This is a genomic window from Paenibacillus sp. JDR-2 (genome assembly GCF_000023585.1).
In the GTDB taxonomy this organism is placed as follows: Bacteria; Bacillota; Bacilli; order Paenibacillales; family Paenibacillaceae; genus Pristimantibacillus.
Window position 1 is genome coordinate 1,403,850 of sequence record NC_012914.1, and the last position, 26,051, is coordinate 1,429,900.

At 51.3% G+C, this 26,051-nt stretch carries 15 protein-coding genes and 1 pseudogene; 10 read left to right on the forward strand and 6 right to left on the reverse strand.

Features of this window, described 5'->3' with window-relative positions:
- Nucleotides 1-292 precede the first annotated feature (292 nt).
- From PJDR2_RS06140 to PJDR2_RS06170, 7 genes are all read left to right on the forward strand, one after another.
- Nucleotides 293-721, forward strand: a complete 429-nt coding sequence (locus PJDR2_RS06140) for a hypothetical protein (RefSeq protein WP_015842792.1) — start codon at nucleotides 293-295, stop codon at nucleotides 719-721.
- 115 nt (nucleotides 722-836) lie between these two features.
- On the forward strand, nucleotides 837-2,201 hold the full coding sequence (locus PJDR2_RS06145; protein ID WP_015842793.1) for an MATE family efflux transporter: 1,365 nt from the start codon (nucleotides 837-839) through the stop codon (nucleotides 2,199-2,201).
- Between the two features lie 357 nt (nucleotides 2,202-2,558).
- Nucleotides 2,559-3,482 (forward strand): ABC transporter permease, encoded by a 924-nt coding sequence (locus PJDR2_RS06150; RefSeq protein WP_015842794.1) that lies wholly within the window; start codon nucleotides 2,559-2,561, stop codon nucleotides 3,480-3,482.
- 17 nt (nucleotides 3,483-3,499) lie between these two features.
- Complete coding sequence (locus tag PJDR2_RS06155; protein ID WP_015842795.1) at nucleotides 3,500-4,384, forward strand: carbohydrate ABC transporter permease; 885 nt, start codon at nucleotides 3,500-3,502, stop codon at nucleotides 4,382-4,384.
- 56 nt (nucleotides 4,385-4,440) lie between these two features.
- The gene (locus PJDR2_RS06160; protein ID WP_015842796.1) at nucleotides 4,441-6,012 is read left to right on the forward strand and encodes an extracellular solute-binding protein; all 1,572 of its coding nucleotides are present in this window, start codon (nucleotides 4,441-4,443) and stop codon (nucleotides 6,010-6,012) included.
- Between the two features lie 135 nt (nucleotides 6,013-6,147).
- Nucleotides 6,148-12,087, forward strand: coding sequence for an S-layer homology domain-containing protein (locus PJDR2_RS06165; protein WP_015842797.1), 5,940 nt, complete (start codon nucleotides 6,148-6,150; stop codon nucleotides 12,085-12,087).
- 159 nt (nucleotides 12,088-12,246) lie between these two features.
- The gene (locus PJDR2_RS06170) at nucleotides 12,247-13,215 is read left to right on the forward strand and encodes a Gfo/Idh/MocA family protein (protein WP_015842798.1); all 969 of its coding nucleotides are present in this window, start codon (nucleotides 12,247-12,249) and stop codon (nucleotides 13,213-13,215) included.
- 227 nt (nucleotides 13,216-13,442) lie between these two features.
- Here PJDR2_RS06170 and PJDR2_RS06175 read toward each other — a convergent pair whose 3' ends face one another.
- On the reverse strand, nucleotides 13,443-16,079 hold the full coding sequence (locus PJDR2_RS06175; protein WP_015842799.1) for a beta-glucosidase: 2,637 nt from the start codon (nucleotides 16,077-16,079) through the stop codon (nucleotides 13,443-13,445).
- A gap of 183 nt (nucleotides 16,080-16,262) precedes the next feature.
- On the opposite strand from PJDR2_RS06175, the gene PJDR2_RS06180 reads away from it, so the two are divergent.
- Both PJDR2_RS06180 and PJDR2_RS06185 read left to right on the forward strand, forming a co-directional pair.
- Nucleotides 16,263-17,486, forward strand: a complete 1,224-nt coding sequence (locus PJDR2_RS06180) for a D-galactonate dehydratase (protein WP_015842800.1) — start codon at nucleotides 16,263-16,265, stop codon at nucleotides 17,484-17,486.
- Nucleotides 17,487-17,515: 29 nt separating this feature from the next.
- Nucleotides 17,516-18,352 (forward strand): NAD-dependent epimerase/dehydratase family protein, encoded by an 837-nt coding sequence (locus PJDR2_RS06185; RefSeq protein ID WP_015842801.1) that lies wholly within the window; start codon nucleotides 17,516-17,518, stop codon nucleotides 18,350-18,352.
- Between the two features lie 52 nt (nucleotides 18,353-18,404).
- Here the strand turns inward: PJDR2_RS06185 and PJDR2_RS06190 are convergent, their stop codons facing one another.
- The 5 genes from PJDR2_RS06190 to PJDR2_RS06210 form a co-directional block, all read right to left on the reverse strand.
- Entirely contained in the window at nucleotides 18,405-19,289 is an 885-nt protein-coding gene (locus tag PJDR2_RS06190; protein WP_015842802.1) for a carbohydrate ABC transporter permease, read from the reverse strand.
- A gap of 12 nt (nucleotides 19,290-19,301) precedes the next feature.
- Nucleotides 19,302-20,264 (reverse strand): ABC transporter permease, encoded by a 963-nt coding sequence (locus PJDR2_RS06195; protein WP_015842803.1) that lies wholly within the window; start codon nucleotides 20,262-20,264, stop codon nucleotides 19,302-19,304.
- Nucleotides 20,265-20,282: 18 nt separating this feature from the next.
- Nucleotides 20,283-21,872: an extracellular solute-binding protein gene (locus PJDR2_RS06200; RefSeq protein WP_015842804.1), complete on the reverse strand. Its 1,590-nt coding sequence runs from the start codon at nucleotides 21,870-21,872 to the stop codon at nucleotides 20,283-20,285.
- A gap of 108 nt (nucleotides 21,873-21,980) precedes the next feature.
- Nucleotides 21,981-22,847, reverse strand: a complete 867-nt coding sequence (locus tag PJDR2_RS06205; protein WP_015842805.1) for an AraC family transcriptional regulator — start codon at nucleotides 22,845-22,847, stop codon at nucleotides 21,981-21,983.
- Nucleotides 22,848-22,965: 118 nt separating this feature from the next.
- On the reverse strand, nucleotides 22,966-24,066 hold the full coding sequence (locus PJDR2_RS06210) for a glycosyl hydrolase family 8 (RefSeq protein ID WP_015842806.1): 1,101 nt from the start codon (nucleotides 24,064-24,066) through the stop codon (nucleotides 22,966-22,968).
- Nucleotides 24,067-24,399: 333 nt separating this feature from the next.
- On the opposite strand from PJDR2_RS06210, the pseudogene PJDR2_RS06215 reads away from it, so the two are divergent.
- A pseudogene (locus PJDR2_RS06215) lies at nucleotides 24,400-26,012 on the forward strand (xylulokinase).
- The last annotated feature ends 39 nt before the right edge of the window (nucleotides 26,013-26,051 follow it).

A 26,051-nucleotide genomic window follows, 5' to 3' on the forward strand; every position in this document is an offset into this window, starting at 1 on the left:
TTCAGAGTAAATAAAGCGACCCTTTTGAGGTCGCTTTATTGCGTTTCAGTGATCGCTACAGTGGCGTCTGGTTTTTACGAAAATAGAATTACTAAGCCCTTACTAAGCCGGAACATAAAGTACTAGATTCTAGATTCAGTAATATAGTTTATTGATTGCTAGTTTTAAATACAGGCTGACAATTCAAACGTTTATCATAGAACCTTAGGATCTTAAAGCTTTCGAGTTCCTTGTAATAGTTATTGTTCTATTAATAGTTACTATAAATGAAAAGGAAAAGGTTGTGGCCATAATGTTCACAAAAGCAGTTGGTAGTTGTTTCATTATTTTAGCGGTACTAAGACTAACCCCTTTTATCAATGCTACCGGGAAGTGGTTGTTATATGTCTCAATCGCCGCGTTCTTTTTTATGCTTTCTGACGTAATTGAGTTTATTCTCGAAGGGATATCTGTAAAGAAAAATGTAAAAATAGATAAAATATTAATAATATTGCGTTCCGTTTTTATGGGTTGTGCGGTAATTGCTATTATTGTTTTTCCTACTTTAAAGATGAGTATTTCCGTTAAAGAGGTTAATGCTTGGAGTGATGCATTAACATTGGCTAGTTTGGGTATTGCAATAGTTTTGATTGGTCTTAAGGTCGAAAGAGTACTACCACTCCAAAAAAGAAACACAAGTACTCAGGATGACGGCGTTCCGCACAACTATACCCAAGGATAGTAACTGATCTTCATATCACTTCTTTTCAGCGGGAAGTCTCCCTCCTATAATGAAAGCAGGTTTTGTCTATAGTTAAGAGCGGGCAGAATCGAATTCCCTATGAAGAGGTGCAGTCTTGCAGTTGGTCAAACGAATCCTAACATTAGCGATTCCGTCTATCGCCACATTCTCCTCCATGACTTTTACCGGATTGCTGGTGCTTATGATCGTCGGAAATCTAGGAGCGGCATCCATTGCGGTTGTCGGCATTACGAATATTATCATTTACAATTTATGGGCTTTATTCTCCGGCGTACAAGGAGCGATTAACTTTCTTGTCGCCCAGAACTATGGCTCCGGCCATATCCGGCAGGGAAACCAACGGATGCAGATTGCGCTGCTGATTACGGCCGTACAGGGAATTACCCTGCTCATAGGCAGCTTCCTGCTTCCTTACGGTATTCTTTACCTGATGGGCTCGAATGAGACCATCCTCACCCTTGGCTCTCCTTATCTGCTGGTAAGAATGCTTGCACTGATCTTTACGATGTTTAATACCGTATTTTTTGCTTATATGCGGGCCGTCGGGGATACGCGTACGCCAATGACCCTCTCGCTCATTAATAGCGCATTGGTGGTAACCTTAACTTATGTTCTTGCGTATGGAAAGTTCGGTTTCCCGGAGCTCGGACTTCAAGGAGCGGCCTGGAGCATGGTGGCTGCCGAAGCGGCGACCTTCCTGCTTGGTTTGTTGGTCTATTACGGTTTCATGAGCGGCACGTACGCAACGCGAAGCTGGGTACGCATCGAGGTTGAGCAGGTGCGCCTGTTGTTGTACGAGAGCATTAAGCTTGGCATTACGGAGCTGTCCAACAGCGTTGGAATGCTTGTGTTTACCGCATGTATTACAAGGCTTGGCACAACCGCTATTGCCGCCAATGAGATAGCGCTTAACATCTTATCCTTCGGGTTTATGCCTTCGAATGGCTTCGGGGCTGCGGCTACGATCGGGATAGGCCAGGAAGTGGGGAAGGGCAATGGTGCTTATGCCCGAAGATTCGGGATTGTTACGGTTTATCTCGGTCTTATCTTTATGGCGTTAATCTCGGTCGTCTTCTTCCTGTTCGCCTTGCCGATCGCCAAGCTGTATACCTCGGAGAGGGAAGTGTACGAAACGGCGATTTCGCTTATCCATCTAACCGCTTGCGTCCAGCTGTTCACGGGGGCAAACATTATTTTCGGCGGCGGACTTCGAGGCATAGGGGACACGACGTTTTTGTCCCGGACGGCACTTGTCTTGAACTGGCTGTTATTCATCCCGCTAACGATTCTGCTAACCAGGGTGCTCGATTGGGGTCAAACCGGCGCTTGGTCCGCGTTATGCTTGCTAATCGTACTTTCGGCGGTTGCCAACGGATGGCGCTACTTGACGATCAACTGGTCGCAAGTGAAAGTGAAGACAGGCAAACTACCGGCAGCCTCGGCGGCGGGACATATGTAAAAATGAACAAACAAAGCCGTCCTTTCGGGCGGCTTTTTGCTGTCTGAAAGAGAAATTAATATGCCAGATAAGGATGTAGGGTATGCTCCTGAGGAGCGCAAGCGTCCGCCTTTGTCTGGGAAATATCCGATATCAATCGGCTTCATTCAAAATTTCCTGCAGACAACAGCCGGCCGAAGGAGCATACCCTACTCCACCAGATTGGCTATCCCCTTCTCCTTCAGCGAAAAAACCGTCCTAAGGCCAGCTTTGTTTAATCCTGTTTAATCCCAAACTATAAAGGATAAGATCCACTCATGGTTTTCGATTTCCCTGAAATCTACAATAAAACTATCACAAGAGAGAAGGGAAAACGCTATGAAAAATGGAGTCATTCGGGAATTGTTTAAAAATCGCACCTTACTGCTTATGTTCCTCCCTGTAGCGGTACTCCTATTTTTGTTCAACTACCTGCCGCTAGCCGGACTTGTAATCGCCTTCAAAGATTTCGACTTTACCAAAGGCATATTCGGCAGCGACTGGATGGATCCGCTATTCGATAACTTTGATTACCTGTTCTCCTCGGACACCGCGTTCCGGGCCGTGAGAAACACGATTCTGCTGAATGCGTTGTTTATCACGGTTGGCCTCATTTTCGAAGTCGGGTTCGCGCTTCTGCTGAACGAGGTCAGGAACAAATATTTCAAACGGGTATCGCAGTCCCTGACGTTCCTGCCGTTCTTTATTTCCTGGATCGTCGTTGGCGTATTCGCCTACAATCTGCTCGACTTCGAGAGCGGAGCGGTAAACCACTTCCTTACAACCATTGGCCTCCAGCCGATCGACTTCTACAGTGAAGCAGGATTATGGCCGATCATCCTCACCATTGCGGTAAGGTGGAAGGCAACGGGATACGGCACGATCATTTACCTGGCGGCACTGACTTCCGTCGACAACTCTTACTATGAAGCGGCTTCGATCGACGGAGCGACAAGATGGCAGCAGATCCGTTACATCAGCCTTCCGATGCTGCGTCCAACGATCATTATACTAACGCTGCTCGCCGTGGGAAGAATTATGAATGCGGACTTCGGCATGTTTTACGCGATGGTTGGCGACGCTTCCCTGCTGTTCCCGACGACAGACGTTATCGATACGTTCGTGTACCGCAGCTTGCGTAAATCCGGCGACATCGGCATGGCTTCCGCGGCAGGGTTCCTGCAGTCGATGATTGCATTTGTACTGGTTATCGCGAGCAACTATGCAGCACGCAAAATCGATAAAGATTCGGCCATCTTCTAGAACGGAGGAAACACGATATGCCAGCAAAAAGATTTTCAATCTCGCAGTCTCTCATTATTCTCGTCATTTCTTTGTTCAGCTTGTCCTGTCTATTCCCGTTCATCATGGTTATATCGGGCTCGCTAAGCACGGAGAACGACATTATCAATTACGGTTACACGATATGGCCGAAGCACATTACGTTTGATTCCTACCGGATCCTGTTCCTCGGCTCCAACCGGATTATCGATGCTTACGGCATCAGTATTCTCGTCACGGTAGCCGGAACGATTTTGTCCGTATTTGTTACCAGCATGGGCGCTTACGTTATGGCAAGACGTTCCTTCAAGTACCGGAATATTTTATCCGTCTACGTTATCATTACGATGCTCTTCAACGGCGGTCTGGTACCTTGGTATATCATCTGCGTTCATTATCTGAATCTGAAAGACTCGCTTTGGGCACTCATTCTACCGATGCTCGCCAACGCGTTTAATATGTTCCTGATCCGCAACTTCATGAATTCGATTCCGGAAGAGATTAACGAGTCGGCGAAAATGGACGGAGCGGGGGAATTCAAGATTTTCTACCGCCTGATCATGCCGCTGTCGCTGCCCGTTCTGGCAACCGTTGGATTGTTCGTCGCCTTGAGCTATTGGAACGACTGGTTCCTCGGCCTGATGTTCGTCGACAAGCAGGAGCTCCAGCCACTGCAGCTGCTGTTAAGAACATTGGTATCCAACGTTGAGTTTCTCAAGAGCTCGAGCAACGCTTCGGCGATGCAGCGCATATCGGCGCAAATACCGTCGGAATCGATCAAGATGGCGCTTACCGTTGTTACGATCGGCCCAATCGTTTTCCTGTATCCGTTCCTGCAGCGTTATTTCGTCAAAGGCCTCATGGTAGGCGCAGTAAAAGGATGACTATATCGGCTAACGCCGTGTAGTATATAAATCACAAGCATAAGGGAGAGGTCAGGATGAAGAAGAAGGTCCGCATTATGTCGTTAGCTCTCGCTACTACGATGTCGCTTAGCTTAATGCTGTCGGCATGCAGCAGCTCTAATAACGGCAACGGCAATACGACGCCTAGCAACAGCAGCGGCGGGAACACTCCTAAGGAAAGCACGGCAACCGAAAGCACGGAGCCGGAAAAAGAAGTCACGCTGAAGTTCTACTTCGGCGGCGACAAAAAAGCGGCTACCGACGAAGTATGGTCAAAAGTCAGCGAGTACGTGAAAGAAAAAGGCCTTAATATTAAATTCGATATTAACTTTATTCCGTTTGGCGACTTCAAAGATAAAATGCTCGTTATGGCCGCTTCCGGCGACAAATGGGATATGAACTTTGACGGCGACTGGCTGTCCTACAAGCAAATGGCGGCAAAAGGCTCTTATATGACGCTGAACGATCTGCTGCCGGAATATGCGCCTAACCTGTACAAGAAATATCAGGAGCAAGGCACGCTTGGCGCAGCTACCGTTAACGGCAACATCGTAGGCTTGCCATGGACGATGAAGATGAATGAACGCAAGTTTGTCGCTTGGCGTTCCGACCTGACGGAGAAAGCGGGTCTGGATATTCCGGAAGGCTCCGTCAAAACCATCGAAGATATGGACAAACTGCTCCGCCAGATGAAGGAAGCTTACCCGAACGAAAGAATTAACCGTACAACGCCGCTCTCGATCTTTATGATTCGCGACGAGTGGGTCGACCTGAACTTCCATGGTCTTGGTTTCTACCTGAATGATCCGGCTGTCAAAGTACAACCGGTCGAGCAGCAGCCTTTCTACCTGGAGGCATCCAAGCTGGCGAAAGTATGGTATGACGAAAACCTGATCAACCGCGATGCGATGATCGACAAAACGGATGAAGCAGCCGAATGGAGAAACGGCAAGAAGCTCGTAACCGTTACTTCCCACGAATGGGTGGAAGCTAACCCTGGCTTCTCCGATCCGTCTTACAAACTGACGGCTTCCGAGTTCTATCCGGACAAAAAATTCATTAACCGTACCGCGCTTGCTAACGTTGTAGCGATTAACCGCAATTCGAAAAACGCGGACCGCGTGCTTCGCTTCCTCGATATGATCGAGACGGACAAAACCTTGTATGACCTTGTTCAATACGGTATCGAAGGCAAAACTTACGTCCTGAACGGCGATACGGCGGAATATCCGGACGGCATGGATACCACTACAAGCAACTACATGGAGTGGGGCGGCCAATGGGCGTTCTGGAAGCCGCAGTTCATGCGTCCAACCATGACTTACGGACCAGGCTTCTGGGAGAATGAAGCGAAGTTCGCAAGCGAGCCTAACAATGTCAACTCGCCAATCGACGGCCTGTTCCTTGCGGAAGACGCGATTAAGAACGAAGTGGCGAAACGCGACGCGGCAAGCGACGAGCTGAGCAGACCAATCGAATTCGGCGTTGTGAAGGATGTAGACAAAGCGGTTAACGACTACATCGAGACGCAAAAGAAAAACGGTCTGGATAGCATCATTACGGAAACTCAAAAACAAATCGACGCATTCATTGCTAACAAGAAGTAATTCTGCAACCAGCTAACCTATCGCACAGACAAACAAGAGAAGCCGGCCTGATGACACCTATGGGGGGCTTCTCTTTTTCTCGGCCTTGTAAGCGGATACAATACTCAAATACATCTGCAAACTGGAGGTTTGATTGTGAATACGAACCGAAATTGGACAAAAGCACGTGCCGGAATGGCAAAAATGCTAGTCATGCTGATGATTTTCTCTACTGTTGGTTTTATCGGATTGCCTGGTGTTTATGCTGCGGACGATGCTCCGGATACGGCGTCGGTTACGCTTGGAGAAACACCGGTGGAGAGTGGCATATCCGGCAGAGCCGGCGATAACGGAGACGGACTTCTAACGGGTACGCAAGCAGAAACCCCTTATTGGCAGACGAATAAAGCAGAAGGTACCACTTATCTGTATATGAACGTGAGCGACGATTACTTATTCGACAGCGCGGATTACGATGTTGACGTAACCCTCCGCTATTTCGATGAAGGAAACGGAAGCTTCCTGCTGCAATACGATGCGCAGTCGGCAGCCTTTAAGGACAGCGCAAAGTTTACTTACGGCGATACGAAGACGTGGAAGGACTACACCTTTAATCTGAGCGATGCCAAATTCGCCAACCGAACGAACGACTCCGACTTCCGGATCGCCATTGAAGGCGGCGGGATTAACGGCGAACAGAATCCGGACCTGAAGCTAGCAAGCGTGACGGTCAAAAAGACGCTTAAAGAAACGGCCACTCCGGAAGCCAGCATTACGCTTGGCCAAACTCCGGTATCGCATGGCATTACAGCCCATCCTGGCGATGGCGCTGCGGAAAATCTTTTGACCGGCGAGATCGGCGGCAAGACGTACTGGAAAACCAACCAGACGATCAGCCCAACCGACCATGGCGCCAATATTCTTTATTTCTACTTTGACGTTTCGGACAGCTATTTGTTCAATAACGCGGACCAGGATGTTTTCGTAACGGTCGAGTATTACGACAGCGGCAGCGGCAGCATGAAGCTGCAATACGATGCGCAGTCGGCAGCCTTTAAGGATGCGCCGGAATTTACTTATACGAACACCAATACGTGGAAAAAACATACGTTTAAGCTTGGCGACGCGAAGTTCGCAAACGGCACCAACGGCGGCGATTTCCGTCTTCACGTATCCGGGCCGGGGGCGATTGGCGCCAATCCGGATCTCTATATCGCTTCGGTATCGGTAAAAACCCAGCCGCAGCAAAATGTTTCGACGGAGACCAAAGTGTACGACACGGTCTATAAAGCGGATGATGTCGTGATCGCCGATATGAGCGTCAAGGACTTCGGCGCTGCCGGCGACGGCGTTAAGGATGATACCAAAGCGTTCCAGGACGCGCTTGCGGCAGCAGGCAACCGCGGGGGCGGCGTTGTTTTTGCACCGGCCGGCACGTATAAGCTGACTAGTCATCTGATTGTTCCGACAGGGGTAACGCTGCGCGGCGATTGGATTAGCCCCGATGCAGCAGGTGGCGAAGTAAAAGGAACGATCCTGGCTGTCTATGCCGATAAAGGCATCGAGAACGGCCCTAGCTTCCTGCAGCTGGCACCTGTGAGCGGCGTGACGAACTTGTCCGTCTGGTATCCGGAGCAGTCGCTTGGCGCACCGGTTGCTTATCCTTGGACGTTCGAGCAATTGTCCGGAGACAGCATGACGGTCAAAAATGTGACGCTGGTCAACTCTTACAACGGCATCAAGATAGGTCCTAGCTGGAACGAACTGCACTATGTGCGCAATTTGTACGGTACAGCACTCAAAACAGGCATTTTCCTTGACTACACCACGGATATTGGCAGGCTGGAGCATATCCGACTGGCGTCCTCCTATTGGGCAGGCTCAGGCTTGGCAGGCTCGCCGCAGCAGGCAGAGCTGAAAGCCTATACGACCGCTAACACCGAAGGGATCGTCATGGGCCGCTCGGACTGGGAGTATATGTCCGATATTGACCTGGCCGATTTCAAGAACGGCATGCGGATTACGACAAGAACGGGCAGCCTGGAGACGGCTAACGCCCAGCTCTACAAAGTTAATGTTCATGACAGCAACGTGGCGCTGAAGGTTGAAGGCGTTAACGATTTTGGACTTTTAATCTCGGACAGCAGCTTTAAAGCTAACGCAGGCGTTGACCCTAAAGCGGTCTATGCAACCGAAGGCTTCCACTCCATCGTTCAATTCAACCAAGTAACGTTTGGCGGTACGCCTCATCATGCGGTTGTGAATGAAGGCAGCGGCGTATTGTCGTTCGAGAACAGCACGTTCGAGAACTGGGATGATCAGAACGGAGGTTATGCGATTGCCGCGAAGGGCGGCTCGCTTATTCTAGGTCAGTCCGCGTTCTCTAAAGCTGCCAAGCATGTGCTCTTGGAAGGCAGTGTGGCTACGGTTAACTCGGTGAACTCCGGACATAACGGCAGTCTGGCGGTAACCGATAACAGCGATGCGGCAGAAGTTAACGTGCATCAGGATGCGAAATATGTGCTGGAGCAACTTCCTTCGGTTGCGGCCCTTGATCTGGCGAACCGTCCGAAACCGGCTACGGGCAGCCTGTTTGATATTACGGCTGCCCCTTACGAGGCGGACAGCACCGGCGAGACGGATGTATCCGCGAAAATCCAACAAGCGCTTGACGATGCCGATGCGGCTGGAGGCGGTACGGTTTATTTGCCGGCGGGCATTTACCGCGTCAATACCCCGCTTACGGTTCCTAGCGGAGTAGAGCTGCGCGGTTCATGGGATGTTCCGCATCATACGATTGGCGGGGGTACGGCGATTTTCACCAATTACGGGGAAAATAACCCTGACGGCGCTGCGTTTATCTCGCTAGAGCAGGATGCGGGTCTTAGAGGCTTATCCGTTTATTACGACCAGCAGAGCTGGACAAACGTGAAGCCTTACGCTTGGACCGTTCAAGGCAAAGGCAGCGGCGTTTATCTGATCGATACAACGCTTATCAACCCTTACAAAGGCGTAGATTTTGGCACTTACGATACGAGCGGTCATTACATTGATTACGTTGCAGGCTCTCCTCTAATGGAAGGCATTTTCCTCGGCGGCGGCGCTGACGGCGGATTAATGCGCAATGTTCAGTTCAACCCGCATTATTACGGGCGCAACAATTTCCCTAACCATCCTTCCACGGATCAGGACTTTGATGCGGTATGGAGCTATCAGAAAGAAAATCTGGATGCGTTCCGGATTGGCGATGTGAAGAGCGAGACGATCTTTAATACGTTTGTATACGGTTCGAAATACGGGATCCATTTTGAAGAGCAGAACGGGGTTGGACCTGAAGCGGTTGTCATCGGCCACGGTACGGACGGCAGCAAGAAGGGCGCCGTGCTTGATGCCGCGGGTGAAGCGGGTCTGAAGCTGATTAATACCGAGCTGGTGTCGATGAGTTCTTCGGACAAAGTGTATGTTGTTGTAGGCGAGGATTTTGATTCCAAAGCCGTATTCTTCAACTCTTCGATGTGGGGAGATACGACGCGTTCCTTTGATATTTTTGGAGGAGATGTCCGCATTCAGCAAAGCAACTTTACGAGAGTCGGGCAACGCGGCATTAACGCGGCCCGCGGCGACATTACGCTGTACGATTCTTACTTCCAGCAGCCAAACACGAATCATGTGTATGCCGGTCCGGACATCGAGAAGCTGATTATCGCAAACAACCTGTTTAAAGGCGGTTTGCAGCTGATCAACGAAGCGGGGACAAAGGTAACGGGTTCGAACCTGGTTCCGGTTGCGCTGGATCTGGTGAAAGGCGAGTTCGACGAGAGCAACCCGGCTAACGCGAATTTTGCTCTGAAGCTGACCAACATGACGGAATCCGATCCGCTTGCGGGTAAGATCGAAGTCATTGCGCCGGACAGCTACAAGGACAAATTTGTACCTGTTCGCTTCAAGGGGATCGCGCTTGGAGAGAGCGTAATTGTGAATCTCCCTTATTTGTCGGGCGACACTCTGAAGTACAAAGTAACGCTGGATAATGGCTATTCCTATGTGACGCAGGTGAAGACGGCTCAGTCGTTTGCCACGCGCAAGGACGATAACAGCCAGGTTCAACCTAATATCGATATTTCGAGCTCCACCAATTACTCGAGCCTAGGCGGCATTTGGGGCGGCAAGGACGACCTGAGCGCACAGGCAAGCGTCCGCTACGATAACGATAATCTGTATGTAACGGTTCGTACTACGGACAATACGCATTACCAGACCTGGACGAACGGCGATATTTGGCAGGGCGACAGCTTGCAGCTTGGTATCGATTTATCGAGAAAAGACGGCTCCGCCAGCCAAAACGTAAACGAGCTAGGTTTTGCCCTTACGAACGGCGGCACGATCTCGAAGTGGAGATGGCGTGCGCCTGCCGGTGTGGCAGCCGGAGCATTTAACGATGCGGATGCGGTTATTACGCGGGATGAAGCGGCTCATCAGACGGTGTACGACATTACCCTTCCGCTCGCTGCTCTGCACGGCGCAGGTTATACCTTCTCGCAGGAGGATCCGCTTGGTTTGACGATTTTGCTCAATGAACATGACGGCGCCGGCCGTTCGGGCTTTATTGAATATAACCAGGGGATCGGAACAAGCAAGGACGCTACGCAGTTTGGCGATCTGTACCTGCTGAGCTCGGACTACGAAAGTCTGCTCGAGCAATCGGCGGAAGCAGCGGTTGCAGCGGCTGAGCAGTCGAAGGATGTTACAAGCATTGATGCGGCAACCAACTTTGTCAGCCTGCTTCCGCAAGGAACGGTAAAATCCGGTCTCTCGGCAAGATTGTCGGCGCTTGGCGGAACAACAAATCCGGGTAACGGGTCGGGTTCCGGCTCGGGTTCCGGTGCTGGGCAAACGGATCAGCCGAAGGTGGCGGTTGGCGCGAATGGCGCGGTTCAGGTGGAAGGCAAGGGAACGCTTGATGCCGGTTCGAAACATGCAAAACTTTCGCTGACCGCTGCGTTGCTGGATCAAGCCTTCTCGAAAGCAACGGCTGGCCAGGACGGCAAGAAAAAGATCACCGTGGTGATTCCTAGCGCAGCTGGTGCAAATGGCTACTCCTTGGAGCTTCCTTCCAGCTATGTGAACCAGCAGTCGCCGGATAAGCAAATCGAACTGGTAACTCCGACAGGGACGATTCTGCTCTCCAGCGATATGCTGAAGCCGGATGCGGGTAAGCTTGGTCAGACGGTAACAATCAGCATTGGCAGCGCGAATACCAGCGGTTGGAGCGAGCAGCTGAAGAAGAAGCTTGGCGACCGTCCGGTTGTAGATTTGTCGATCCAGTCTGCTGGTCAGACTATTGACTGGCATAACAGCCAATCGCCGGTGACGGTATCCATTCCGTATACCCCTTCGGCAGCCGAAAAAGCCGATGCCAAAAAGCTGACCGTGTGGTATATCGACGGCAGCGGCAAGCCGTTCCCGGTACCTAGCGGACAGTATAAGGAAGCGGCCGGAAGCATCGTATTTACGACGAAGCATTTCAGCCAATACGCGGTTGCTTTCGTGCAAAAATCGTTCGGCGATCTGAACGGCTACGCTTGGGCAAAAGAAGCGATCGAGGTGCTTGCGGCGAAGGGAATCATTAATGGCGTATCCGATACGTCTTATGCTCCTGGCGCATCGATTACGAGAGCCGATTTCGTGAAGCTGCTTGTCGATACGTTTGGCTTTGCGTCTGACACTCCGGGCAGCTTTGCTGATGTGAACTCGAATCGTTATTATGCCAATGCGGTAGCCACGGCTAAGGCTCTTGGCATTACGAACGGTGCCGGAGGCAACCGGTTTAATCCTGAGGCTCCGATTACGAGAGAAGAAGCGGCAACGTTTATCGAGCGTGCTCTCACGGTTGCCAAGGCTGGCCTGCCAGCAGGTACAGAGGATGTACTCGCGGTTTTCTCCGATGCTAATCAGATTTCGGCATATGCGAAGAACAGCATAAGCGCGCTCGTGAAGGCGGGACTCTTGCAGGGCAATGACGGACTGCTGGAGCCACAAGGCCAATTGACGCGGGCGGAAGCAGCCGTATTGTTCTACCGGATTTATAATCAATAAATAAGATTGGGAGGAGCCGGATTCCATGCAGGAATCCGGCTCCTTTTTGGCGTATTATTAGCGTACTAAACATGCCTTTACACCAATAAGCTATGGCGAGTAATGCTTTACCGAAATGCAGACACTGGAATGGCTATTCATGTTGGGAGGCTATATGGGATGAGCAACATTCGAATTGGGTTTATTGGAACGGGAGGTATTGCCGGCTGGCATGCCAAGCAGCTGCTGGAGCTCCCGGAGGTTCAAATTACCGCGCTATCGGATACCAGCGAAGGCAATCGCGTTGCTTTTGCTGAAAAATTTGGTTTGCAGGATGCCCGGCAGTTCTCCGCTTATGAGGATATGCTTGAGCAGGGGGAGCTGGATGCGGTTGTGATTTGCTCGCCGCATACGCTTCATTTCAGACAAGCCTACGATGCGTTGGACAGAGGGCTGCATGTGCTTATCGAGAAGCCGATGACTTGCTCGTCGGAGGAAGCCGAGCAGCTTATCCGGAAGGCGGAAGAGTCGGGGAAAGTGATGCAGGTGTCGTACCAGCGGCATTTTCAGCCGGAATTTCTGTACATTCGGAATGCCATTGCAAGCGGGGAGATCGGCAGGCTGACCTCTGTAACCGCTTCACTTAGCCAAGAGTGGTATCAGCTTACGGAAGGCACGTGGAGACAGGTTCCTTCGCTCTCCGGCGGCGGATTCCTGATGGACTCCGGCAGCCATATTATCGACGTGCTGCTCTGGACGACCGGAATGACTCCTGTGGAAGTAAAGTCCCAGCTTCAGAACCATGGAGCGCCGGTTGAAATCGACAGCTTCACTTCCATCCGTTTCGCGGAAGGGGTGCTGGCGGGCTTGAACTTTGCCGGTTATGCGCCTGGCTGGAACGAGACGTTTGCGTTCTGCGGGGACAACGGCGGCATCTACTATGACAATGGTAAAATTACGCTTCGCCGTTTGAATGAGGAGCCAATTGTACCGGAGCTTCCGGAGGCAACCACGAATCAGGACAAAAGCTTTATCGACGCTATCTTTGGCCGCCACGAAGTGCTTGTCCCTGGCGAGTTCGCCCTCAAGGTCGTATCCTTAAGCGAAATGATCTACCAGGCAGCGGGCTACGATCCGCTGAAAAGATAATAAGAAAGGGTTGCCCCGTGTCGGGGCAACCCTTTTGTTTTTGTATTTGCGGGCTTGGCCCTCCTTGCTTGCTGTAAGTCGAAAATCTGCTTTACAGCTGTTGGAATCTGGTTAAAGGGCTACCACTCTCATTTACCAACGTTCACCAACTGGTACACTTGAGCTAACTCGCCCACTGTAAGCTCCAAAAGAAGCTTACGGCTTCACCACCCCGGCTCTCTCGCCGCTTACTTCACCTCAAACTCGCCAACCAGGGCGATTTTACCGGAGCTTGGACCGATCAGCGCGCGGAAGGCACCGGGCTCGACGGTCCACTGCAGGTCGCGGCCGAGGACGCGGAGGTCGCGCGGGGTCAGCGTGAACTCGACGGTTGCGGTTTCTCCGGCCTGCAGACGGATCCGCTTGAAATGCCGCAGCTCTTTCTCCGGACGCGCGATCGAGCTGAACACGTCGCTCACATAGAGCTGAACGACTTCGTCACCCGCACGGTCCCCTGTATTGGTCACGTCGAACGTCACGGCGATACTATCATCTACACTAATCTCAGCCGATTCCAAGCGGAGATTGTCATAACGGAAAGTCGTATAGCTTAGGCCGTGGCCAAAGGTATAGAGCGGCTCGTTATTGCCGCCGACATAATGCTTTTGTCCGCCGCGGCGGCGGTTATAGTAGACCGGAATCTGCCCGATGGTCCGAGGGAAGGAGATCGGCAGACGGCCAGCCGGGTTGTAATCGCCAAACAGCACTTCAGCGATGGCGTTGCCGCCTTGCTCGCCCGGATACCAAGCTTCGATAATCGCCGGAATATGCTCCGACTCCCATTCCAATGTAATTGGACGTCCATTCTGGAGTACCAGAATAACCGGAGTGCCTGTCTCATATACTGCCTTCAAAAGCTTAAGCTGGTCGCCGGGCAGATCCAGGCTGTTCCGGTCAATGCCTTCCCCGCAGGTACGCTCGGAATCGCCAAGCGCGACAACCGCAACATCGGCCTGAGCCGCCACAGCAACCGCATCTTGAATGCCAATTGTGTTGTGATTCCAGCCGAGCACGATTTCAACGCCGTTTGTATCCTTGCAATATTCTACGCGGATATCGTATTCGCAACCGGCTTCCAGCTTGACCGGCACGCTGCGCTTGGCACTCTTATCCTTGCCCCAGCCGTCTACAAGCAGCTCGCCGTCCAGCCAGAAGCGCATACTGTCCTGACTGATCGTGCCGATATAGCCGCTGAAGCTGTGCTTCGGAACAAGCTTGCCTGTCCACCGGACGGAGAAGCCCATCGTGTTAATGCTTTGATCCGGCTTCGTAATCACCCAGTTGAAGTTGATGTTCCGATCCAGCTTGCTCAGAACAGGCTCGCCTTCCAGCTCCGGATTGTTGAAGTATTCGCCAACAAGTCCCGGATTGCCGCTGCCGTCATGGAGGCAGTCCGCCGGAATGGCTTCCAGCTCATCGGCCAGAATGCCCGTACCCTTGGCATACAGCACCTTCGTCTCGGAGGAAACAGCTCGTTTAATGCCCTCGAGCAGAGTAACCGGCTCAAAGCCTTCGATAAAAGGAGTGTAGTCGCCAAGCCGGACTTCAGCTGCGCTAGGTCCAATAACCGCAATACTGCCCAAAGTTTTGCTGAGCGGAAGAGCTTCAGCTTCATTTTTCAGCAAAACAATACCTTCCCGCGCCGTCTGAAGCGCCGTTTGTCCATGCTCGGAACGGCGGATTACGCGCTTGGAAAGCTCCGGATCCGCATAAGGGTTCTCGAACAAGCCAAGCATAAACTTCACCTTCAATACGCGGGAGACGGCTTGATCCACAACCGCCGCGTCCAGCTCACCGCCCTCTACCATTTCAATAATGGACTGCTGGTAGAGCTCATGCGGATAGTCGTAATATTGCATATCCGTACCGGCAACAAGCGCCTGGCGGATCGCTTCCTTTTCCGAATCAGCCGTAAAATGGGCATGCTGCAGGCGGGCGATAGCACCAAGATCGGAACGGACAAAGCCCGGCATATTCCACTGTCCGCGCAGCACTTCCGTCAGCAGGCTGTAGTCCGCGGAGCAAGGAACACCGTCGATCGAATTATAGGAGCACATCGCATTGACCGCGCCTGCCTCCACGAAAGCCGCTTCAAAGACCGGAAGGTGGTAAGCGTGCATATCGTTAAGCCCAATCGATGCAGGAGAGTGGTTTAGTCCTGACTCGGGTATACCGTGTACGGCAAAATGCTTTGGCTCCGCAATAATGCTGGTATTCGCAGTTAGATCTTCACCTTGAAGTCCTTTGATCATTGCAACCGCCATGCGGCTCGCCAGATGCGTATCCTCGCCAAACGTCTCTTCCACGCGTCCCCAGCGCGGCTCGCGGGCCAGATCGAGCACAGGACCAAATGTCTCGTGAATCCCGACGCTGCGAGATTCGGCTGCAATCTGCCGGCCAATCTCTTTCACAACCTCCGGATTCCAGGTGGAAGCCATTGTGATCGCATGGGGATATACCGTAAAGCCCGGCCGCAGCAGGCCATGAAGCGCCTCTTCGCTGAATAGGATCGGAATGCCAAGCCGTGTTTCTTCAACCGCATAACGCTGCAGCTGATTATTGGCATCAGCCGTACCATATAAGTCATGCAGACAGCCAATGCCGTCCCCGCCAACAACTTCTTTTACTTTATCCCAGTTCACGACCGCATCGTCAGCCATAACGGTAATCATATGCGGATGAGTGGCGCTCATGAAGGAAGCGCCAAAATATTGATCCAACTGGCGGACCTTCTCCTTCATCGTCATTCTTCCCAATAAATCTTCCACGCGCTGCTCAATTGGGGCATCCGCCCTTTTGTACAAAGCCGCATTGATGTTAACCATTTCCCATTCCTCCTGTTACTTGATCTAGCATGGCTATATCTAATCTAGCGCAAGAACCGGCACCTAGACATAGCTCAAGCGAAAGAAGCCAAGAATGCGACAGAAAGTTTAAAAATGTCTCATTTAGAGCACGCCAAAACCGGACTAGAATGGGAGTGAGCACGACAAGAGGAGGGTAATAGGATGGCAAAAATAACGGGAATCGAATGTATTCGCACCCGCAAAAACGGGACCTGGACTATCGTTAAAGTGATGACCGACCAGGATGGGCTGTACGGGCTTGGCTCCGCATCCGATGTCTATAATCCGGAAGCGGTCGTGCAAATTATCGAGCAATTGCTTGCCCCTCTATTAATCGGCAAGGATGCCGCCAATATAGAAGATTTGTGGCAGACGATGTATATGAGCGGCTATTGGAGAAACGGCGCATTGCTGCATACCGCAATCGGCGGCATCGACATGGCGCTGTGGGATATAAAAGGCAAGGAAGCGGGGCTTCCCGTCTACCAGCTGCTTGGCGGAGCTTGCCGCGCTGCGGTTCCATGTTACGGTCATGCCGGCGGCAAGGATATCGCCGAGCTGAAAGAGGATGTGCACCGTTTTATTGAAGAAGGCTACACCGTCATCCGCGTACAGATGGGCGGCTATGGAGGCGGCGGCTTTATTGACCGGGATAAGGCGAACATCCCGCAGCAGGCATGGGGCAGCGGCCCGGTGTTTGACGAGCAATCATACTTGCATGCGATCCCGCATATGTTCGAACAGCTGCGGAATGAATTCGGCATGGGCGTTCAGTTCACCCATGACGTGCATGAGCATCTGACGCCGGTGAACGCGATTCAGCTTGCGAAGCGGGTAGAGCCTTACAGCTTGTTCTTCCTCGAAGATGCCATCGCGCCGGAGCAGATCGGCTGGTACCGTCACTTGCGGCAGCAATCCGCTACCCCTCAGGCGGTTGGCGAGCTGTTCGTGAATCCGCAGGAGTGGACGCAGCTGATCAAGGAGCAGCTGATCGACTTTATCCGCGTGCGCGTATCCAAGGCGGGGGGCATAAGCGCCTGCCGCAAAATCGCAGCTTTAGCCGAAGCGTTTGGCGTGCGTACGGCCTGGCAGGAGGGCGGGGAAAACGATCCCGTCAATCAGGCGGCGGCCGTCCACCTCGATATGGCGATCTGGAACTTCGGTATTCAGGAAGTAAACCATTTCAAACCGGAAGAGAAGGATGCTTTCGAGGGACATATTGAGCGAAAAGGCGGCTACCTGTATCCTTCGCAAAAGCCGGGTCTCGGCATTGAGCTCGACGAGCTGAAGGCCCAACAGCTGCTGGGAGAAGGCTGGAGCAAATCGGTGTATTTCAATCCTTATCAGCTGGACCGCAAAGCGGACGGCACGCTGGTACGCCCATAATTTCTTCATTAAATAGGAGTGTAACCTATATGAAAACCATTGCAGTAACAGGCGGCAGCGGCAAGCTGGGCTCGGCGCTGATCAAGGAACTTCAGCAAGAGGGCTACAATGTCACCTCGCTGGATACGCAGCGTTCCAACGAGCTGAGGTGCCGGCAGATCAAGGTGGACCTGAACGATTTCGGACAAGTCGTCTCCGCCCTTCACGGGGCCGATGCGGTCATTCATCTGGCCGCTATTCCGGCTCCGCTTGGTTACCCGTATCCGTATATTTTCTCTAATAACGTAGTGTCCGGCTACAATATTCTAGAAGCGGCTTCGCTGCTTAATATCCGCAAGGTTGTTGTTGGATCAAGCGAGTCCTCTTATGGATTCGCTTGGGCGCCCACCCCGTTCTCGCCGGATTATCTCCCGGTAGACGAGGAGCATCCGCAGCAGCCGCAGGAATGCTACGGCTTATCGAAGATCGTAAACGAGCTGACGGCTGCGATGTTCGACCGCCGTAACGGGATGCAAGTGATCTCGCTCCGCTTCTCCATGATTACGAAGCCGGAGGATTATAAACATCTTGCGATCCATAAACCGGAGGCGTTCAAAAATATTTTCTGGAGCTATATCGACATCCGGGATGCCGTCAGCGCGTGCATCGCTTCGCTTAAAGTGGACGATAGAGGAGCAGTCTGCCTCAACATTACAAGCAGCGATACGTTAAGCGACCGGCCTACCGTGCAATTAATCGAACAGTTTTATCCGGATGTGAAGGACCTGCGCGATCCGTTCCCGGACCGGACGGCAATCGTCAGCAACAAGGAAGCCGAGAGAGTGCTCGGCTGGAAGCCGCGGCATTCCTGGGCGGACAGCGAATAAACCAAAAAGCCCCGACCGGTCAATGTGAAACCGGTCGGGGCTTTTTTCAACCTCATCCTTTTATAGAGCCAATCATAACTCCCGTAACAAAATGCCGCTGCACAAACGGATACATGATCCATACCGGCAGGCTGGAGACGATAATAATCGCATACTTGATGCTTTCGGCAAGCAGAATTTTATCCTCCAGTCCAACATTGCCGTCAACGGCCGACGATTGGCTGATCATCAAGATTTCGCGCAATACGAGCTGCAGAGGATAATGCGACTCGTCGCGCATATAGATAAGCGCGTTAAAGAACGAATTCCAATGGCCTACCGCGTAGAACAACACCATGACGGCCAGAATCGGCTTCGACAGCGGCAAAATGATATTCACCAGCAGCCGCCAGTTCGAGCAGCCGTCGATATGGCCGGCCTCCTGGATCTCCCAAGGAATACTCGATTGGAAGTAGGTTCTCATGACGATCAGATTGTACGTCGAGATTGCGCCCGGAACAACCAGCGCCCAGATCGTATCCACCATCCCAAGATTCTTCACCAGCAGGTAGGTAGGAATAAGACCGCCGCTGAAAAACATCGTAAGCGTAATAAGCATCATCAGCATTTTCCGTCCGGGAAGGTCGGGTCTTGACAGCGGATAGGCGGCCAAGGTAGTCATAATGATGTTTATTACCGTTCCCGCAACGGTATAAATGATAGTATTTCGGTAACCAATCCAAACCTCGTTGTTATGAAAAATATTCGTATAAGCTTCTAGCGTTATGCCCTTTGGCAGCAGCCATACCCCGCCGTCGAGCACCCTGGCCGGATCGCTTACGGAAGCGCTGAAGACAAAAAGCAGCGGGTACAGCACAATAAGAATAATGACTGCGGCAATTGCATACACAACCGCGTTAAACAGCCGTTCACTCGACACTCCCGAGCGGTTGATCACGGGCTTCCCTCCTTACCATAAGCTTGTCTCGGACAGCTTGCGGGCGAACCGGTTCACGAAGAGCAGGAGCGCCAGATTAATGACCGCGTTAAACAGTCCAATCGCGGCGGTATAGCTGTATTCGCCTTTCAGAATGCCCGTCGTATAGACAAAGGTTGAGATGACATCGCTGGCCTCGATATTCATGCTGTTTTGCATAAGCAGCACCTTCTCGAATCCGATATTCATAAAATGGCCGATATCCAGAATAAGCAGGATCACGATAACCGGCACGATGCCGGGCAGGGAGATATGCCAGATCCGCCGCAGCCGGGAAGCCCCGTCCATCTTAGCCGCTTCGTACAGCTGAGGATTAATGCCAATGAGAGCCGCGATGTACATAATCGACTGCCAGCCCATGTTCTGCCAAATGTTCGAGCTGATAAAAATCGGCTTGAACCATGCCGCCTCCTCGAGAAACCGGATGGGCGTTCCGCCAAACGCCTCGATTAGCCCGTTGACGGGGCCGCTTTTGGGAGAAAGGAACAGCTGCAGCATCCCGACGATTACGACAATCGAGATAAAATGGGGAAGGTACGTTATATTTTGCAGCCATTTGCTAAAGCCCCTGTTCGGAAGTTCTTGAATAATGAGAGCCAAAACGATCGGAATCGGGAAGGCAATCAGCAATGAAAACAGATTGATGGAGATGGTATTCCACAGCAGTCTCCAGAAATAATACGAATCAAAAAAACGGGTAAAGTGCTCGAACCCCACCCATTTGCTGCCTACGATTCCTTTGGCAGGATTAAAGTCCTTAAACGCAATTTGGAGTCCATACAGCGGACCGTATTGGAACAGCAGATACCAAGCAATAGGAAGCAGGAGCATTAGATATAAATCGTAGCGTCTTGCTATCTTTTTAAACAGCCGGGAGCCGCGCATGAAGCGGCTCCGCGGACTGGTGGTCGGATGATTGGCCTCAGCCGGTCTCATGTGCGACCTCCTTTTCAGTTATTGTTTCACTTTATCGTAGGCATCCTGGTACAACTTCTGCAGCTCGTCGATTTTCAGCTTCTTCAGCGTAGCCTGGAAATCATCCCATTTATCGAAACTAAGCGCGCCGGTAATAAACTTGGTGCTTTGCTCGTCGTAGTATTTATCAAGGTCGTTGCGGAGCACGTCCACTTTCTTCGCGGTCTCCTCTTCGAACATCGGAGCGGCATAGCGGACCTCAGGCATGTAAGGATCCAGCTTCTTTTGGGCCTCTTGCACTTGAGGCGGATTAATAAAGGAGGCTACATTCTCGCTGATGAGATGAGGCGCGCCGCCCCCCGCGTAAGGCGTAATTTTGCCTTGGTTTCCGGTATTCAAAAATTGCTCCGTATAATACGGAATGCCGTCTTTAAGCTCATAGTTCTCGCCTTCCCGGCCGAACCGGAGCAGAGTGGAGCCTTCTTCGCTGTAGAAATAATCGATCCAACGCATGGTTGCTTCCGGGTGCTTGTTGACGGATGTAATGGCGAACGAGCCTAAGTCACGGGGAACCGGAGCGCCTTGGCTTTGCAGGCGGTCGCCTTGCGGACCTTCAAGCGGCGAGATACCGGTATACTGATCTTGAATCGACAGGAACGCATTATTGGTTTGATCAAAGAAGAAGCCAACGTTGCCCGATCCTTGCTTGGCGATGTATTGGGCTTCCGTCTGGGAAAACACTTCCGGATCAAGCAGCTTTTCGCTGTAGAGCTTGTTCAAATATTGCAGCAGCTCCTTGTTGCGGTCATTGCCCATCCATATTTCTACCTTGCCCTCGACCAGATTGATGTTATATCCAAGCTGCGTATCCAGGCCAAACGAACCGCTCATCATCGGAATAATCGGCAGGCCTAGACCAACCCCTGCGCTGGCACGGGCCGTCAATGGGATTTCATCCTGCTTTCCGTTGCCGTTCGGGTCGTTGTCGCGGAAGGCAACCAGCACTTTGTACAAATCCTCCGTCGTTTGAGGCTCCTGCAAATTGAGCTTTTTCAGCCAGGCTTGATTAATCCATTTCTTGTCCGTCCGTGCAGCCCCTACCGTAACAACCGTAGGCAGAGCGTAAATATGGCCTTCAGGCGTTGTAATCGCAGGTCCAATCTCGGGATATTGTTCCATCAGCTTTTTGAAATTTGGAGCGTAATCGTTGATCAGATTTTCAAGCGGGATTAATTGGCCTGCCGTTCCGTAACGGATCGCTTCAAGCGAAGTAAGAGAAGAACGGAACAGGGCATCGGGCAGCTCATTGGATGCGAACAGCAAATTCTTTTTCTCCTGGAAGCCATCCGTAGGCACTTCGGTAAACTCCACGTCAATGTTGCTTTGCTTGGCATAGTCCTGAAACACGGGCATGTCCTTGAACGGGCCATTCACAGGGGCAATACGCGAGAACATTTTCAGCTTGATCGGCTCCTGCACAATCGGATAACCGGTTTTGCTGACTTCACTTGAGGAAGCTTCCTTTGAGCTGTTTTTGTTATCCTCGTCGTTGCCTGAGCTGCACCCGGCTAGCGTCAAAGAAAGGGCAAGCATCGCGGACACGGTAATTGTACTTCGTTGTTTCATCATTACAGCATTCTCCTTTAAAACATAGTATTCAAAGTCATATAGTTGGATTTGTGAGCTGAATTTAGCATAAAGTAAGCCGTATGAAATAGAAATAACATTTCGTTGTGATCAATTTGGCATTTTGTTAGACGCGAGCAGCTTGCTGCGGTAGTTCGACGGCGACATGCCGGTGTAAGTAGAGAAAGCCCTCGAGAAGGTATACAGGTCCGTATAACCTAGCGAAAGCGAGATATCGGTAATCGATAGAGTCCGGCTCTGCAGCATTTCGACTGCCCGTTCCATCCGCAGCATGATCAGATATTCGCGGGGACTTATGCCGAAGCTTTGTTTGAACCTGCTGGACAAATGCGAGCGGTGCATGCCGGACCACTCCGCCAGATCCGTTACGCTGATGCCTTCCGCATAATGCGTCTGCATATATTGCAGGCAGGCTTTTAACCAATCCTTCTCCTCGCTCGCTTCGGGAAGCGGACGCGACAGCATTTCGAACAGCTGGTACAGCATCATTTGCAGTTGCAAATCGCCGTCCTTTTGCCAGTTTTTCATCCGTTCCATGCACGCCTGCAGCTGATTGGCCAGCTCAGTCGTAAGTCTGCTGCGCAAATACGGTTTGTGCTCGGTTAATCCAATCCTTCGGACAAGCATTTCCGCTTGTGAGCCGGTGAAGGCAAGCCAATGCATCTTGAGCGGGGACGCGGAATCGTATTGCGTAATCCAGTAGCTGTGCTTCACATCGGGGAAGAGGCAGAACATGCTGCCCTTCGGCAGGATGACAGTCTCGCCCATACTGGACAGCGTAACCGAGCCGTTAAGCACAAAATGGAAGGAGAAGCATTCAATTACCCTTGGCCCAACGCTGTAATTCGCCTTGGCGATATTGCGGCCCGTGCGAAGCGGCCAAAGCCCGCCCAGCTTCTCGAATTCGTTAGGCGTGTAATAAAAGATGTCTGCAAATTCATGGCCGTAGTCTTTCAAAGGAATTCACCCCGCAAAAAAAAAGACATAGCAGTGCCAAGGAGGGCACATGCTATGTCTCTAGTAGTCTAGTCGACGATCTGTCTATTGTAGCACAGATCGTCATTTTCGTTCAGGGCTAGGCGTAAATCCGGTAGCTGCCGCTTAATGCCAGCAGGCTGAAGAAATAGAGGCAGTTATCGTAATAACGGCGCTCGCCCTTGCGGAGAGGGGTGTTCCAAAGCAGCTGAACAAAATGATCGGCGTCCGGTCCGTCGGCTGCCAGCGATGCCATGGCATTTGTCGCAAGTAGTCCGATAGGATGAAGAGCCGGCTCGTCGAAAGGCTGGCCGTCAATGGTATAGCGGCGGTAAGCCGCTAAGTCGACCGGACGGAAAAACCGCTGAATCCGGTTCGACTGTTCGACCTGCCACGGATCGCGGCGAAACCATGCCCAGTCTAGTCCGATATTGGCCGCCACCCGGTAAGCATCGCTGTAGAAATGACGGAAGTCGCCATGCCGCTGCACCTCTGCCGGCGTTCCGTCGTAGTTGGCGTACTCCGGCGACAATCCCGTCTCGGGATGGCAAGCCGTATGCAGGTAAGTCCGGCTTGCGGACGCCGCTTCCCGCCAGAACGGCCTGTCCACTTCATCGGCCCACAAGGAGAACAATTCGTAGAAATGGGGGAGATGATAGGAGGGATCGCTGAATGGCGACTCCGGTACAAACTTAATCAGCTTGTTCGCCGGCTCCCACATTGGACTGCCGCCATTGCCGTCCTCACCTTGGTGGATGCAGGCTCGTAAAATTCTACTTGCCTGCTCCGAGTAATTATACGGCTCCGGTCCGTTGCCCCAGCGGTTTGCGGCAAAGAACAGCGCCATGGCAAAAAACTCCTCGCCATCCGGCGCGGGTCCTTGAGACAGACGGGTTCCGTCCGGCTTGCAATGCCAAGCGAAATAATCCTTGTAACGACCTTCCGCATGCTGCATATAAGTGACGGAGAAGTTCCACAGCCGGTCGAAAATTTCCTTATCGTTCATTTGAACGGCCATCATCATGCCGTAAGACATGCCCTCCGACCTTACATCCACATTGCCGGTATCGAGGAAGTAGCCCTTGTCTTCTCCCATCGGGTAATAAATCCGGATATCCGGATCGCCATGCAGCAGATCGTTCCAAGCCTGCTCCAGCTTTGCTTGTATAGCTGTCTCGGCATAGCCGAGTTCCTTGAACAAATTCCGGTATTCACCGGTATAAATAAGCCCCTTTTTCCAAAGCTGTCATTGTAGTAAAAACCTCCATTTCGTGGTGTATAACCCCATCTTAGCACAGGCGGAACTATACAAATTAAAGCGTTTTCAGTAATAAGCTTAGATTAACGCTGTGAGAAGAACAAAGCTCTAGACTCGTTCTCCAGCAGGATGCTACCATATAAAAAACTTAGTTTGTTTAATATACAAACTAAGTTGCGAGTGCTATTCTTTTGGTAATGTTTTTCAAAATGACAACACGAGTAATCTTTTGCTATATTCGGTTCAATTTCGAATTCAGAGAGGAAGAGCGCCATCATGGATCAAACGATTAGACAAGCGATTGTAAGGGGAGAAACTTCCCTTGGCATCGAATTTGGATCCACGCGAATCAAGGCTGTACTGATTGATTGCAATTTTGAAACCATCGGATCCAGCAGCTATGCGTGGGAAAATCAATTGATCGACGGTTATTGGACCTACAATCTCAATGAAATGATTAACGGATTGCAAGAAACCTACCACCAGTTAAAACAAGAAGTTCAGAACAAATATGGTGTAATCATACAAAAAATCGGATCAATCGGATGTTCGGCCATGATGCAGGGCTATATTTCAATTGATCAAGCAGGGGAGCTGTTGGTCCCGTTCCGTACATGGCGCAATGCAACAACGGGAACAGCCGCATCGGAACTAACCGAGAAATTCCGGTTTAAAATTCCTCAGCGCTGGAGTATCGCACATTTGTATCAAGCAATTTTGAATGATGAAAAGCATGTCCATAACATTGATTATATTACGACTTTGTCGGGTTACATTCATTGGCTGTTGACTGGCAGCAAGGCTCTTGGTATCGGGGATGCCTCGGGTATGTTTCCAATCGATGAGTCTGCACAGCAATATAATGAGGATATGGTGAAACAGTTTGCTGATTTAATTGCCGATAAAGAATACCCGTGGACACTTAAAAGTATTTTACCTAGAGTTTACACTGCAGGTGAACATGCCGGATATCTCAGTGAATCTGGCGCCCGGCTATTAGATCCATCAGGCAACCTGCAAGCAGGCATTCCGCTATGTCCTCCGGAAGGCGATGAGGAACGGGCATGGTTGCTACGAATAGTGTCAAAAAGCGTACCGGCAACATTTCCGTAGGTACGTCGATTTTCGCCATGATCGTTCTGGAGAAAGATTTATCCGCGGTGCACCCTGAGATTGACATAGTGACTACGCCTGAGGGCAGCCCAGTCGGCATGGTTCTTGCTAATAACTGCTCCAGCGATATTAATGCATGGCTCGGCTTGTTTCGCGAATTTCATGAAGCAATGGGATTGGAGCCCGATATGAACCAGTTATTCAGCGTTCTGTTCAACAAAGCGCTGGAAGCAGATGCTGATGGCGGCGGCCTGTTGAGTTACGGGTACTATTCAGGCGAGAACATTACCGGGCTTGTAAAAGGCCGTCCGCTGTTCGTTCGCTCTCCAGAAAGCAGCTTCAATCTAGCTAATTTTATGAGAGTCCATCTGTTTAGCGCGTTTGCTGCATTAAGGCTCGGGATGGATATATTGACACAGAAGGAGCATGTCACGATTGACCGTATCTTGGCGCATGGCGGACTGTTTAAAACGCCGCTAGTCGGTCAAAAAATGTGTGCCGCAGCACTGAATATTCCTGTTTCGGTCATGTCTACGGCTGGTGAAGGCGGCGCATGGGGAATGGCAGTTTTGGCATCCTATCTGGTTAATAAGGGGCAGGATGAGGGTTTGGTGAATTATCTTGCAACTAAAGTGTTCAAGGATGCAGAAGGACTAGAGGTTTATCCTGACAGAGTGGATGTGAATGGTTTTGCTTTGTTTCTGGAGCGGTACACGGAAGGACTGCCAATCGAGCAGGCAGCGGTAGAACATTTTGCGGAAAATTGGAAGGAATAAGATACGTGAAACTTTAGTTCAAAGATACAGCGACAGTCC